Origin of the sequence: Methylobacterium aquaticum (genome assembly GCF_016804325.1) — a bacterium.
In the GTDB taxonomy this organism is placed as follows: domain Bacteria; phylum Pseudomonadota; class Alphaproteobacteria; order Rhizobiales; family Beijerinckiaceae; genus Methylobacterium; species Methylobacterium aquaticum_C.
Map to the genome: position 1 here is coordinate 6,283,193 of NZ_CP043627.1, position 12,768 is coordinate 6,295,960.

At 70.7% G+C, this 12,768-nt stretch carries 14 protein-coding genes; 12 read left to right on the top strand and 2 right to left on the bottom strand.

Features of this window, described 5'->3' with window-relative positions; all coding sequences use genetic code 11:
- The first annotated feature begins 13 nt into the window (after positions 1-13).
- The 4 genes from lspA to F1D61_RS28970 all read left to right on the top strand — a co-directional run bounded on the left by lspA (position 14) and on the right by F1D61_RS28970 (position 4,451).
- Positions 14-511: a signal peptidase II gene (lspA, locus tag F1D61_RS28955; protein ID WP_203155488.1), complete on the top strand. Its 498-nt coding sequence runs from the start codon at positions 14-16 to the stop codon at positions 509-511.
- Between the two features lie 130 nt (positions 512-641).
- Entirely contained in the window at positions 642-1,298 is a 657-nt protein-coding gene (locus tag F1D61_RS28960; protein WP_203155490.1) for a hypothetical protein, read from the top strand.
- A gap of 421 nt (positions 1,299-1,719) precedes the next feature.
- Complete coding sequence (locus F1D61_RS28965; protein ID WP_203155492.1) at positions 1,720-3,075, top strand: M16 family metallopeptidase; 1,356 nt, start codon at positions 1,720-1,722, stop codon at positions 3,073-3,075.
- 80 nt (positions 3,076-3,155) lie between these two features.
- Positions 3,156-4,451, top strand: coding sequence for a M16 family metallopeptidase (locus F1D61_RS28970; protein ID WP_203155494.1), 1,296 nt, complete (start codon positions 3,156-3,158; stop codon positions 4,449-4,451).
- Between the two features lie 29 nt (positions 4,452-4,480).
- Here F1D61_RS28970 and F1D61_RS28975 read toward each other — a convergent pair whose 3' ends face one another.
- On the bottom strand, positions 4,481-4,939 hold the full coding sequence (locus tag F1D61_RS28975; protein WP_203155496.1) for a cupin domain-containing protein: 459 nt from the start codon (positions 4,937-4,939) through the stop codon (positions 4,481-4,483).
- Positions 4,940-5,123: 184 nt separating this feature from the next.
- Here F1D61_RS28975 and F1D61_RS28980 point away from each other — a divergent pair, with 184 nt between their 5' ends.
- The 6 genes from F1D61_RS28980 (at position 5,124) to F1D61_RS29005 (ending at position 10,185) form a co-directional block, all read left to right on the top strand.
- Positions 5,124-5,987: an urease accessory protein UreD gene (locus tag F1D61_RS28980; protein WP_203155497.1), complete on the top strand. Its 864-nt coding sequence runs from the start codon at positions 5,124-5,126 to the stop codon at positions 5,985-5,987.
- An 85-nt stretch (positions 5,988-6,072) separates the two neighbouring features.
- On the top strand, positions 6,073-6,693 hold the full coding sequence (locus F1D61_RS28985) for an urease subunit gamma (protein WP_203155499.1): 621 nt from the start codon (positions 6,073-6,075) through the stop codon (positions 6,691-6,693).
- Positions 6,690-7,250 (top strand): HD domain-containing protein, encoded by a 561-nt coding sequence (locus tag F1D61_RS28990; protein ID WP_203155502.1) that lies wholly within the window; start codon positions 6,690-6,692, stop codon positions 7,248-7,250. The genes F1D61_RS28985 and F1D61_RS28990 overlap by 4 nt, the downstream gene beginning before the upstream one ends.
- Positions 7,250-8,977 carry an urease subunit alpha gene (gene ureC, locus F1D61_RS28995; protein ID WP_203155504.1) on the top strand — a complete coding sequence of 576 codons (1,728 nt, stop codon included), beginning with the start codon at positions 7,250-7,252 and terminating at the stop codon, positions 8,975-8,977. The genes F1D61_RS28990 and ureC overlap by 1 nt, the downstream gene beginning before the upstream one ends.
- A gap of 28 nt (positions 8,978-9,005) precedes the next feature.
- Positions 9,006-9,506, top strand: a complete 501-nt coding sequence (locus F1D61_RS29000; RefSeq protein ID WP_203155506.1) for an urease accessory protein UreE — start codon at positions 9,006-9,008, stop codon at positions 9,504-9,506.
- The gene (locus tag F1D61_RS29005) at positions 9,475-10,185 is read left to right on the top strand and encodes an urease accessory protein UreF (protein WP_432443184.1); all 711 of its coding nucleotides are present in this window, start codon (positions 9,475-9,477) and stop codon (positions 10,183-10,185) included. Before F1D61_RS29000 ends, F1D61_RS29005 begins: the two co-directional genes overlap by 32 nt.
- Before the next feature lie 7 nt (positions 10,186-10,192).
- Here F1D61_RS29005 and F1D61_RS35475 read toward each other — a convergent pair whose 3' ends face one another.
- The gene (locus F1D61_RS35475) at positions 10,193-10,747 is read right to left on the bottom strand and encodes a BrnT family toxin (protein ID WP_246775594.1); all 555 of its coding nucleotides are present in this window, start codon (positions 10,745-10,747) and stop codon (positions 10,193-10,195) included.
- A 363-nt stretch (positions 10,748-11,110) separates the two neighbouring features.
- On the opposite strand from F1D61_RS35475, the gene F1D61_RS29020 reads away from it, so the two are divergent.
- Together F1D61_RS29020 and F1D61_RS29025 are read left to right on the top strand one after the other, a co-directional pair.
- Positions 11,111-11,785 carry a 2Fe-2S iron-sulfur cluster-binding protein gene (locus tag F1D61_RS29020; RefSeq protein ID WP_203155512.1) on the top strand — a complete coding sequence of 225 codons (675 nt, stop codon included), beginning with the start codon at positions 11,111-11,113 and terminating at the stop codon, positions 11,783-11,785.
- A gap of 11 nt (positions 11,786-11,796) precedes the next feature.
- Positions 11,797-12,765, top strand: coding sequence for an FAD binding domain-containing protein (locus F1D61_RS29025; RefSeq protein ID WP_203155514.1), 969 nt, complete (start codon positions 11,797-11,799; stop codon positions 12,763-12,765).
- Positions 12,766-12,768 lie beyond the last annotated feature (3 nt).

Sequence of the window (12,768 nt, forward strand, 5' to 3'; positions counted from 1 at the left end):
GCGAGGAACAATCATGCGTCCCCTCCCCTTCGGGCTGCTGGTCGCGCTCGTCACCCTGGTCCTCGACCAGGCGACGAAGCTCGGCCTGCTCTTCGTCGCCGACCTGCCGGTGCGCGAGCCGGTGGTGCTCGCGCCCTTCGCGCAGCTGATCGTGGTGTGGAACCGCGGCGTCTCCTACGGGCTGTTCCAGCAGGATTCGGCGCTCGGGCGCTGGGTCCTGGTGGGCGTGTCGCTGGTGGCCTCGGTCGCGCTGTCGGTGTGGATGGCGCGGGCCGGCAGCCGCTGGCTCGCCGGCTCCTTGGGCATGATCGTCGGCGGGGCGATCGGCAACGCCATCGACCGGGCGGCCTACGGGGCGGTGTTCGACTTCGTCCACCTGCATGCCGGCGCCTGGTCCTGGTACGTGTTCAACGTGGCGGATGCCGGCATCGTCTTCGGGGTGGTCGGGCTCCTCTATGACGGGCTGGTGCTGGAGCGCCGACGCACCCCGGCAACCGGCGAGCGGACCTGAAACTGCCTGTGTGTCGTGGCTGCAACGCCGGTTGCCGGCATTGCAGCCCGATACGGCCACGCCATACCTTCGCCCGAAACCGCCACCACCCAAGCTGGTAAATCATGGGGCGGAACAGGCAGGGGCCAGCATGCTCGACAAGCGCACGATATTCGCCGCGGTGACGGTGGCCGGCCTCGCGGTCTCGGCCGGCGCGCACGCCCAGGAGGGCGTCGCGATGAAGAACGCCCTGTCGTCGATCGGCCTGATCGAGCCCCAGCGGCCGACCATCACCTATCGCGAGCGCGCCCCCCTGGTGCTGCCGCCGCACATGGACAAGGCCGCCCTGCCGCCGCCAGTCGACCGCCGCGCCGTGCGCGAGGCCAACCCGCAATGGCCCACCGACCCGGAGACCAGCGCCCGCGAGCGCCGCGCCGCCGAGGACCGCAAGCCGATCACCCGCGGCTATGGCGGCCGGATGAGCGACAACAACGCCACCCTGCCGATCCAGGAGATGCGGAGCGGCCGGCGCGAGGGCGCCAGCGTGACGACGGAGCCGACCTACAAGCCCGGCGACAACGTCAAGGAATCGTTCTGGCTCAATCCGATGCAGCTGCTGGCCGGCAAGAAGGACGAGGACCCCAACCTCCCCGACGTCGAGCCCTCCCGCGACACGCTGACCGAGCCGCCGACCGGCTACCGCAAGCCGCCGAACGGCAAGCTCGCCCGCACCGAGCGCGGCCCGAACGCGATGATCAGCGACCGCGAGCAGGCCGATCCCGGCGCCTATCTGCGCTCGCGCCAGTAACTTTTCCGAGATCGTCGTGAGTTCCAGACCCCGGGCCGCCAAGGCGGCCCGGGGTTTTCGCTGGTCGAGACCCGACCGGTCCGCAGGAATCCGGGCCGGATTGCCCCAAGGACCGCCTCGGCCGCGGGAGGGTCAAGCTTCCGATGAATGTCCGTTCAGGTTTAAACTGGACCATAACGGGTCCGATCTGCGTCGAGCGCATTTCTCCGCAGTTCTCGGGTCCCCCCTGCCACAAAATGCTCTAGAACAGGGTCTCTAACGGCCAGCGACCCCGGTGGCTGGCCCGCCGGCCGGCTCGGACGCCCCGCTGGCCCGTGACTCGCATGAGCCGCAAGCCTCTCTTAAGTGAGCCGGTTCACGATCCAACACGGGTGGCCCCCCGGCCGCCCGGCTAAGGTAGATCAGGATGCCCCCAGTCAGGATGCGCCCCGCCCCCGGCCTCGTCTGCCCCGTCAGCGCCACCCTGCGCACCGACGCGGCGCCCTTCGGCCGAGCGGAGGCGGGCGGTCCCGAAGTGGCGTCCTTCGTGCTCGACAACGGCCTCGACGTGGTGGTGGTGCCCGACCACCGCGCCCCCGTCGTCACCCACATGGTGTGGTACCGCAACGGCTCGGCCGACGATCCGCTCGGCCAGTCCGGCATCGCCCACTTCCTCGAGCACCTGATGTTCAAGGGCACCGAGACCCATCCGGTCGGCGCCTTCTCGAAGGCGGTGTCGAGCTTAGGGGGCCAGGAGAACGCCTTCACGTCGTTCGACTACACCGCCTATTTCCAGCGCGTGGCGCGCGAGAACCTCAAGACCATGATGAGCTTCGAGGCGGACCGGATGACCGGCCTGATCCTCGACGACGCCGTGGTGGCCCCCGAGCGCGACGTGGTGCTGGAGGAGCGCCGGATGCGGGTCGAGACCGACCCGGCGGCCCAGCTCTCCGAGGCGATGGCGGCCTCGCTGTTCGTCCATCACCCCTACGGCATCCCGATCATCGGCTGGATGCACGAGATCGAGGAGCTGAACCGCACCCACGCCCTCGACTATTACCGCCGCTTCTACACCCCGGAGAACGCCATCCTGGTGGTGGCCGGCGACGTCACTGCCGACGAGGTCCGGCGGCTGGCCGACGACACCTACGGCGTGGTGGCGCCACGCGGCGCCCGGCCGCAGCGGGTGCGGCCGCGGGAGCCGGAGCCCCGCGCCGCGCGGCGCCTGAGCGTCGCCGACCCGAAGGTCGAGCAGCCGACCCTGCAGCGCCTCTACCTCACCCCCTCCTGCGTGACCGCCCGCGATGGCGAGAGCCACGCCCTGGAGTTGCTGGCCGAGGTTCTGGGCGGCGGGCCGACCTCCTACCTCTACCGCAGCCTGGTGCTGGAGCAGGGCGTCGCGGTGAATGCCGGCGCCTGGTACATGGGCTCGGCGATCGACGACACCCGCTTCTCGGTCTACGCCGTGCCGGCGGAGGGCGTGAGCCTGGAGAAGCTGGAGGAAGCCCTCGACCGGGCGCTCGCCCGCGCCCCCTCCGAGGCCCTGTCCGCCACCGCGATCGAGCGGGCGAAGACCCGCCTCGTCGCCGAGACGGTCTATTCCTCCGACAGCCAGTCCTCGCTCGCCCGCATCTTCGGCTCGGCGCTCGCCATCGGCGAGAGCATCGAGGAGGTGCGGCGCTGGCCCTCCGAGATCGAGTCGGTGCAGGCCCCGCGCCTCGCGGCGGTCGCCGAGCGCTACCTGGTGCCGGCCCGCTCGGTCACCGGCTACCTGATCAAGGGCCCGGCGGCGGCCTGATCCCGATCCTTATGACCGCCCGGGGCCTCTGCCGGCCGCCGGGCGGACCGTCTTTTTGTCCGAGATAACAAGAGGTCCTCATGACCCCGGCCGACGCCGTCTCCCGCACTGTCGCCGCCTCGTCCTCGTCGCCGACCCAGGCGCGCCCCGTCCTCTCGGCCCGCGGCATCGAGGCCTGGCACGTGCCGTCGCCGGTCGTCCCGCTGATCGCGCTGGCCTTCACCTTCGAGGGCGGCGCCGCGCAGGATCCCGAGGGCAAGGCCGGCACCGCCCAGATGCTCGCCCGCCTCCTCGACGAGGGCGCCGGGCCGCACGATTCCGACGCCTTCCAGGAGCGGCTCGCCGCCCGCGCCATCGAGCTGAGCTTCCATGCCGGGCCGGACGCCATCGGCGGCTCGCTCAAGATGCTGGTCAAGCACGCCGACGAGGCGATCGAGCTGCTCGCCCTGGCGCTCGCCCAGCCGCGCTTCGACCAGGCGGCGATCGAGCGGGTGCGGGCCCAGATGCTCGCCGGCCTGCGCTACCAGCAGAACGACCCCGGCGTGATGGCCTCGCGCCGCTTCTTCTCCGAGGCCTATCCGGGACACCCCTACGGCCGGCCCTCGTCGGGCACGATCGAGAGCGTGTCGTCGATCACCCGCGACGACCTCGTGGCGATGCATCGCCGGCTCATCGCCCGCGGCCGGGTCAAGGTGGCTGCCGTCGGCGCGATCGACGAGGAAGCGCTGTTGCGCGCCCTCGATGCCGCCTTCGGCGCCCTGCCGGAGGGCGGCGACCTGACCGTGGTGCCGGCGACCAGGATCACGGGCCTCGGCCGGCGCATCGTCGTCGATCTCGACGTGCCGCAATCGGTCCTGCGCTTCGGCACCGACGGCGTGCCGTGGCGCGATCCCGACTTCATCCCGGCCTACGTGCTCAACCACATTCTGGGCGGCGGCGCCTTCACCTCACGGCTGTTCCAGGAGGTGCGCGAGAAGCGCGGCCTTGCCTATTCCGTGGGCACCTCGCTGGTGAGCCACCGCGCCGCCTCAATGACCTGGGGCTACACCGCGACCAAGAACGAGCGCGTCGCCGAGTGCCTGACGGTGATCGCCGACGAGATCGCCCGCCTGACGAGCGACGGCCCCGACGACGACGAGTTGCAGAAGGCCAAGGACTACCTCACCGGCTCCTACGCGCTCGGCTTCGACACCTCGACCAAGATCGCCCACCAGCTGGTCCAGATCGCCTTCGAGGGTCTCGGCATCGACTACATCTCGCGCCGCAACGGCCTGATCGGCGCGGTGACGCAAGCCGACATCCGCCGCGCGGCGGCCCGGACGCTGGGTGATGGGAAGCTGCTGGTGGTGGCGGCCGGGCGGCCGACGGCGATGTGAGCCCGCGGGCCGGTCGCCTGCGGCCGGCCCTACGCCATCACGTCCCCCTCCGGCGGCCGTAGACCATCCAGGTCCGGCAGCAGCACCACGCTCTCCTGCTCGTTCGGGTCGGTGCGGGCGATCACCGCCGTGCAGGTCTCGGTGCGGCTGGCATTGTAGGGCAGGTGCGGCACCCCGGCCGGGATGTAGACGAAATCGCCGGCCCGGCTCCACAGGTGGTGCTCCAGCCGGGGACCGTACCAGGTGCCGGCGACCCCCGAGAGCACGTGGAGCGCCGTCTCGTGCGCCTCGTGCAGGTGGGCCTTCGCCCGTGCGCCCGGCGGCAGAGTGACGAGCTGCATGTGCAGCCCCTGCGATCCGACCGATTCGGCCGAGACCGCCGGCGCGTAGGTCAGCGCCTGCTTGCCGACGATTGTCGAGCCAGGGCGCACGACCCGGCAGGTGCCCTCCGACGAGAGGGCATCAGATGACTTTTGGTCAGATGACATGGCGCGTCCTCCGCGTGAGCGACGGCGACTTTAAGCGGCTTCGAGCCATTCGGCGCGCACCTTCGCTGAGCATCGATCGGCATCGGCCGCTGACCGAAGCACCGCGTAGGGGCTTGCCTGACGGGCAGCCGGCGCGGTCTAAGCGGGGCGGAAAGGGCCGTCCGCGCCCGCCTCCGGGCCTGTGATGCAGCAATCTTCCCTTCCCGACGCCCTCCGCCGCCAGCGCTCGATCGGACACGTCGCGCTCAGCGTGGCGCGGATGCCGGGCGGCGCCACGCGGACCACCGACCTCGCCGAATCCGGGCCGCTGCGCCTGCGCCTGCCGCGGCCGGAACATGGGCCCGGCAGGATCGCGCCGATGGAGGCCGTCCTGCTCAACAGCGCCGGCGGCATCGCCTGCGGCGACCGGTTCACGGTCGAGGCGCGGCTCGGTCCGGGGTCCGACCTCGTCCTCACCACCACGGCGGCGGAGAAGATCTACCGGTCCGACGGGCCGGTGACGCGGCTCGACGTGGCGCTCACCCTGGACGCGCAGGCCGCCCTGGCCTGGCTGCCGCAGGAGACGATCCTGTTCGACGGCGCCCGCCTCGCCCGGAGCTTCTCCGCCGAGATCGCCCTGGACGCGCGCCTCACCCTGTTCGAGGCCCTGGTCTTCGGCCGCGCCGCGAAGGGCGAGGTGATGCGGGACGGCGCGCTGACCGATTCCTGGCGCCTTCGCCGCGCCGGGCGGCTCGTCTACGCCGACACGTTCCGGCTGGAGGCCGACATCGCCGAGACGCTGGGGAAGCGCGCGGTGGCCGGCGGCGCCCGCGCCATGGCGACCCTGCTGCACCTCGGCCCCGATGCGGAGAGCCGCCTCGACCAGGTTCGCGAGCTGATCGCGGCGTCGGGCTGCGAGGCCCTGTCGGTCGAGGCCGGGGCGAGCGCCTGGAACGGGATGCTGGTGCTGCGCCTGCTCGGCCGGGAGATCGGCCCCCTGCGCCTCGCCGCCGCGCGGATCCTCGAAGGGTTTCGCGGCCGGCCGCTGCCGCGGGTGTGGCAGACGTGACGGCTCGGATCTTGCCTCCCAAATCTTGCCTCGCGCTCAAGCCTCGGCGAAGGATGGGGGCCACACTGACCGGAGAGACCCGACCGTGCTGCTGACCCTCCGCGAGAAGGACAAGCTCCTCGTCGCCATGGCGGCCATGGTGGCCCGCAACCGCCTGTCCCGGGGCGTGAAGCTCAACCACCCCGAGGCGGTGGCGCTGATCACCGATTTCGTGGTCGAGGGCGCCCGCGACGGCCGCACCGTGGCCGAGCTGATGCGGCTCGGCGCCCAGGTCCTCACCGCCGACCAGGTGATGGAGGGCGTGCCCGAGATGATCCACGACATCCAGGTCGAGGCCACCTTCCCGGACGGCACCAAGCTCGTCACCGTCCACCACCCGATCCGCGGCACCCCCGCCGCCGACGTGCCGGGCGAGGTGACGACGCCGGACGGCGAGATCGTGTTCAACGAAGGCGCGCCCCGCACGGTGATCGAGGTCGCCAATACCGGCGACCGGCCGATCCAGGTCGGCTCGCATTACCACTTCTTCGAGGTCAACCCGGCGCTCCGCTTCGACCGCGACAAGGCCCGCGGCCAGCGCCTCGACATCGCACCCGGCACGGCCGTGCGCTTCGAGCCGGGCTCGACCCGGGAGGTGGTGCTGATCCCGATGGGCGGCGGGCGCGCGGTGTACGGGTTCCGGGGCGACGTGATGGGGGCGCTGTGAGCCCCTACGATAAGGTTCTTCGCGAGCACGTCGCGCTCGTCGCGCGGGCGGCCGATTTCGCGGCCCGCCGGCACGCGGACCAGCGCCGCAAGGGTGCCGCGCGGGAGCCTTACGTGAACCACCTCGCGGAGGTCGCCGCGCTCCTCGCCGACACTGCGGACGCGCCGAATGCCTGGCTGGTCGCCGCCGGCTGGCTCCACGACTCGATCGAGGATACCGGCACGACCCACGAGGAACTCACGGTCCTCTTCGGACCCGTCGTCGCCGACCTCGTAACCGAGGTCACCGACGACAAGTCGCTGCCCAAGGCGGAGCGCAAGCGCCTTCAGGTCGAGCGGGGGCCACACAAGTCGCCCGATGCCAAGGCGATCAAGATCGCCGACAAGATCAGCAACCTGCGCTCCCTCGCGTCGAGTCCGCCCGACGACTGGGATCGCACACGGCTCCTCGATTACGTCGCCTGGGCCGAACGCGTCGTGGCCGGGTGCCGCGGCACAAATGCGGCCCTCGAATCCATCTTCGATCAATCCGCCGATGCGGCGCGGAGAGCGGTCTGATGTCCAACACCCCGAAAGCCGCCAGCCTCCCCCGCGCCGCCTACGCGGCGATGTTCGGGCCGACCAAGGGCGACCGCATCCGCCTCGCCGACACCGCCCTCGTCATCGAGGTCGAGCAGGACCACACCCGCTACGGCGAGGAGGTGAAGTTCGGCGGCGGCAAGGTGATCCGCGACGGGATGGGGCAGAGCCAGGCGAGCAATGCCGGCGGTGCCGTCGACACCGTTATCACCAACGCGGTGGTGCTGGATCATTGGGGCATCGTGAAATGCGATGTCGGCCTCAAGGCCGGGCGCATCGCGGCTTTGGGCAAGGCCGGCAACCCGGACATCCAGGACGGCGTCACCATCGTGGTCGGGCCGGGCACCGAGGTCATCGCCGGCGAGGGCAAGATCCTCACCGCCGGCGGGTTCGACAGCCACATCCACTTCATCTGCCCGCAGCAGATCGACGAGGCGCTGAATTCCGGCATCACCACGATGCTCGGCGGCGGCACGGGCCCGGCCCACGGCACCTTCGCCACCACCTGCACGCCGGGCCCCTGGCACATCGCCCGGATGATCGAGGCGGCCGACGCCTTCCCGATGAACCTGGCGTTCGCCGGCAAGGGCAACGCCTCGAAGCCCGACAGCTTGGTCGAGATGATCCGGGCCGGCGCCTGCGCGCTGAAATTGCACGAGGATTGGGGCACCACGCCGGCGGCGATCGATTGCTGCCTGTCGGTGGCGGACGCCCACGACATCCAGGTGATGATCCACACCGACACGCTCAACGAATCGGGCTTCGTCGAGGACACGATCGCGGCCTTCAAGGGCCGCACCATCCACGCCTTCCACACGGAAGGAGCGGGCGGCGGCCACGCGCCGGACATCATCAAGGTGGCGGGGCTGCCGAACGTGCTGCCCTCCTCCACCAACCCGACGCGGCCGTTCACCCGCAACACCATCGACGAACATCTCGACATGCTGATGGTGTGCCACCACCTCGACCCGTCGATTCCGGAAGACCTCGCCTTCGCCGAGAGCCGGATCCGCAAGGAGACGATCGCCGCCGAGGACATCCTGCACGACATCGGCGCGCTCTCGATGATGTCGTCGGACAGCCAGGCGATGGGCCGGGTCGGCGAGGTGATCATCCGCACCTGGCAGACCGCCGACAAGATGAAGCGCCAGCGCGGCGCGCTCCCGGGCGATTCGTCCGGCAACGACAATGCCCGCGCCAAGCGCTACGTCGCCAAGTACACGATCAATCCCGCCATCGCCCACGGCATCTCGCGCCATATCGGCTCGGTGGAGGTCGGCAAGCTCGCCGACCTCGTACTGTGGTCGCCCGCCTTCTTCGGGGTGAAGCCGGACCTGATCGTCAAGGGCGGCGCCATCGCGGCGGCCCCGATGGGCGATCCCAACGCCTCGATCCCGACGCCGCAGCCGGTGCATTACCGGCCGATGTTCGGCGCCTTCGGCCGGGTACCGGCCTCGACGGCGCTCACCTTCGTGTCGAAGGCCGCGATCGAGGCAGGTCTGCGCGAGCAGCTCGGCGTGATGAAGCAGATGGTCGCGGTCGAGAACGTGCGCGGCGGCATCTCGAAGAAGAGCATGATCCACAACGACGCCACCCCGGTGATCGAGGTCGATCCCGAGACCTACGACGTGCGCGCCGACGGCGAATTGCTGGTCTGCGAGCCCGCCGAGGTGCTGCCGATGGCGCAGCGCTACTTTCTGTTCTGAGCGACCTGAAAGGCGGTTTCCGTCCCCCATGATCCGCGCCACCCGCGTCATCCGCCGCGACGCCCTCGGCTCCGGCGAGATCGTCGACCGCATCGTGCTCGATTCCGGCGACCGCCACCGCCGCCGCATGGCGATGCGGGGGGTCGGCGGCCTTACCTTCCTGCTCGATCTGCCGGAGCCCGTGGTGCTCGACGACGGCGACGCGCTGAGGCTCGAGGATGGCCGGCTCATCTGGGTCGAGGCGGCGCCCGAGCGCCTGCTGGAGATCCGGGCGCCGACCGACCACGCCCTCAAGCGGCTGATCTGGCACATCGGCAACCGGCACATCCCGGCCGAGATCGGCCCGGACGCGCTCTGGATCGCCCACGACCACGTGCTCGCGGCCATGGTCGAGGGGTTGGGCGGCAGCGCGACCCCGGTGGAACGGCCGTTCCGGCCCGAGGGCGGGGCCTATGCGGGCGGGCATTCTCACGACCACGGTCACGGGCACCATCACCATGACCATGGGCACGACCATTCCCATGGCTGAACGGGTTCCGGACGCCCTGATGCTGCTCGCCTGGCTCTCCCCGGGCTATCCGGTGGGGGCCTACGCCTATTCGCACGGCCTCGAATGGGCGGTGGAGGCCGGCGACGTGCGCGACGAGGCGAGCTTGCGGGACTGGCTCGCCGACGTGCTGGAGCACGGGGCCGGCCGCAGCGACGCGATCCTGGCCGCCCACGCCCACCGGGCCGCGGCGGCGGGGGATTCCGAAAAGCTGGCGGCGGTCAACGACCTCGCCCTGGCGTTCAGCCCCTCGCGGGAGCTGCACCTCGAGACCAGTCAGCAGGGCCGCTCCTTCCTCGACGCGACCCGCGCCGCCTGGGACGTGCCGCGCCTCGCGGGTCTCGCCCCGCATCTCGACGGGCCGGTGGCCTACCCGGTGGCCGTCGGCGCCGCCGCAGGTGCGCATGGGCTCGAATGCGGCACGGTGCTGGCGGCCTATCTGGCGGCTTTCCTGCAGAACCTCGTCTCGGCATCCTTGCGCCTCGCCCCCGTCGGCCAGACCGCCGGCACGCGGGTGGTCGCCGCCCTGATGCCCCGGGCCGCAGCGTTGGCGCGGGCGGTGCAGGATCTGCCCCTCGACGAGGCCGGGACCGCGACGATACGGCTCGATCTCGGCTCGTTCCGGCACGAGACGCAATATACGCGGATCTTCCGGTCGTGACGCGCCGTCAAGCGGAGCGTTTCACGGCCTCGTCGACGTAGCGGCGCAGCACGCGATTGATTTCGGCCTGATACCCGACGTCAGAGGCGTGCCGCTTGAACCACGACACGACATCGCCATCGATAGGGATCGTCATTGCTCGTTCCATGGGAGAGTGGCCCAAACCCCGGCGCGCCTCACGCCAATTCTCGGCGGGCGCCTCGGGGATATCGTCGGTGTCGATCTCATGATCCGGCCGGGCCGCGAGGGCTGCCAACCGCTCCAGTTCCTCCGCGCTCAGCGCCGTCCTGCTCATAGCGCCTCCTTTCATGGCTGGTCGCGCGCCGGGCTCCGATGATGCGGATGATACAATCGTCATCCGGATCCGGATACGTGTGAACCACGACGAGAATTGCCACCGCTCCCACCATCCCGAGCGCGTGCCAGCGCTGCTCGCCCGCCTCGATGCGATCTGCACGATGACGTGGAGCGGGTCGTCCCAAACCGCCATCGCAGCGTCGAAGGACACGCCGTGCTTGACGATGTTGCTGCGAGCCTTGGCGGAATCCCATTCGAACCGCACGATCCGCCCTCGATGATTTGCCGGCCATACAATCACATGACGCTAGAACATTTTCCGACGAAGTGGATACCGGTTCGTCGCAGAAAATGCGGCAAAATCAACGACCTAGAGAGCTTCGCGATTGCAACGCGATCGTGAAGTGCTCTAGGTCAACGACCATCCGCCAGATGATAAGCGGGTGGCACAGATCTCCTCGTGGGATTGCACTCCGAGAGGTGCCGGCTCAGCACGCGATGCCGCACCCAGGCCCTGGCCGGGACCTGTCCACCCTCCGAAACGTTTGGTGAGCGATCGCGTCGCGGCCCAACGGCCGAGCCGGCGCAGGCGCCTTCGCGCCGCTACCTCGTTCGGCCGGGAGGCACCATGGACACATCCGATTCCGCGCCGCGCCTGACGCGCCGGAGCGTTCTGGAGAGCGGCGTCGCCGCGGCGGCCGTGCTGGGCTTTGCCGGCCGGGTCCAGGCCGCGCCCTCGCCGGCCCCGCACGCGCCACCGGCCCTCGCCGCCGAGGCGGCGACGCCCCGCCTGCCCGTGACCCTCCAGGTCAACGGCGAGGCCCGGCCCCTCGATCTCGATCCGCGCACCACGCTCCTCGATGCGCTCCGCGAGCGCATCGGCCTCACCGGCTCGAAGAAGGGCTGCGACCACGGCCAGTGCGGCGCCTGCACGGTGCTGGTGAACGGCCGACGGATCAATGCCTGCCTGACGCTCGCCGTGATGCACGAGGGCGACGAGATCCGGACCATCGAGGGCCTGGCCGAGGGCGACCGCCTGCACCCGCTCCAGGCCGCCTTCGTCAAGCATGACGGTTTCCAGTGCGGCTACTGCACGCCGGGCCAGATCTGCTCGGCCGCCGGGATGCTCAGCGAGGCCAAGGCCGGCTGGCCCAGCACCGTGACGCAGGACCTCACCGCCCCGGTATCCTTGAGCGACGCGGAAATCCGCGAGCGGATGAGCGGCAACATCTGCCGCTGCGCCGCCTATCCGAACATTGTCGCGGCGATCCGGGATGCCGGCGGCGCCCCGACCCGGCTCTGAGGGGGCGACCCATGAAGGCTTTCACCTACGAGCGCCCCGCCAGCGTGGCGGAGGCCGCCAAGGCCGTCGCCGGGCAGCCGAATGCCCGCTTCATCGCCGGGGGCACCAACCTCCTCGACCTGATGAAGCTCCAGATCGAGACGCCGACCCACCTCGTCGACGTCAACCGCCTGCCGCTCGACCGGATCGAGGCGACCCAGGATGGCGGCCTGCGCATCGGCGCGATGGTGCGCAATTCCGATCTCGCCGCCGACGAGCGGGTCCGGCGCGATTACGGCGTGCTCTCGCGGGCATTGCTGGCCGGGGCCTCGGGCCAGTTGCGCAACAAGGCGACCACCGCCGGCAACCTGCTCCAGCGCACCCGCTGCCCGTATTTCTACGACACCGCGACGCCGTGCAACAAGCGCCAGCCGGGTTCGGGCTGCTCGGCGATCGGAGGGTTCAACCGCATCCTGGCGGTGGTCGGTACCTCCGACCAGTGCATCGCCACCCACCCGTCCGACATGGCGGTCGCCATGCGGACGCTCGACGCCACGGTCGAGACCGTGACGCCGGACGGCACCGAGCGGAAGCGTCCGATCGCCGATCTGCACCGCCTGCCCGGCGACACGCCGGAGATCGAGACCACCTTGAGCCCCGGCGAGATCATCACCGCCGTGACCCTGCCGGCGCCGGTGAAGGGCCGCCACGTCTACCGCAAGGTCCGCGACCGGGCGTCCTACGCCTTCGCCCTGGTCTCGGTCGCGGCGGTGATCGAGGCCGACGGAAACACGATCCGCTCGGCCCGCCTCGCCTTCGGCGGCCTCGCCCCCAAGCCCTGGCGGGTGGCGGAAGCCGAAGCCGCCCTGGTCGGCGAGGGCGTCGGTGCCGCCGGCGAGGCGGCCCTGAAGGGCGCCCGCGGCTACGGCGCCAACGACTTCAAGATCCCGCTCGCCAAGCGCACCCTCGCGGCCGCGGTCGCGGACGCGATGCGCGCTTGATCG

Coding starts and splice junctions, on each gene's coding strand:
- lspA (WP_203155488.1), top strand. CDS start 14: ATGCGTCCCCTCCCCTTCGGGCTGCTGGTCGCGCTCGTCACCCTGGTC.
- F1D61_RS28960 (WP_203155490.1), top strand. CDS start 642: ATGCTCGACAAGCGCACGATATTCGCCGCGGTGACGGTGGCCGGCCTC.
- F1D61_RS28965 (WP_203155492.1), top strand. CDS start 1,720: ATGCGCCCCGCCCCCGGCCTCGTCTGCCCCGTCAGCGCCACCCTGCGC.
- F1D61_RS28970 (WP_203155494.1), top strand. CDS start 3,156: ATGACCCCGGCCGACGCCGTCTCCCGCACTGTCGCCGCCTCGTCCTCG.
- F1D61_RS28975 (WP_203155496.1), bottom strand. CDS start 4,939: ATGTCATCTGACCAAAAGTCATCTGATGCCCTCTCGTCGGAGGGCACC.
- F1D61_RS28980 (WP_203155497.1), top strand. CDS start 5,124: ATGCAGCAATCTTCCCTTCCCGACGCCCTCCGCCGCCAGCGCTCGATC.
- ureC (WP_203155504.1), top strand. CDS start 7,250: ATGTCCAACACCCCGAAAGCCGCCAGCCTCCCCCGCGCCGCCTACGCG.
- F1D61_RS29000 (WP_203155506.1), top strand. CDS start 9,006: ATGATCCGCGCCACCCGCGTCATCCGCCGCGACGCCCTCGGCTCCGGC.
- F1D61_RS29005 (WP_432443184.1), top strand. CDS start 9,475: ATGACCATGGGCACGACCATTCCCATGGCTGAACGGGTTCCGGACGCC.
- F1D61_RS29020 (WP_203155512.1), top strand. CDS start 11,111: ATGGACACATCCGATTCCGCGCCGCGCCTGACGCGCCGGAGCGTTCTG.
- F1D61_RS29025 (WP_203155514.1), top strand. CDS start 11,797: ATGAAGGCTTTCACCTACGAGCGCCCCGCCAGCGTGGCGGAGGCCGCC.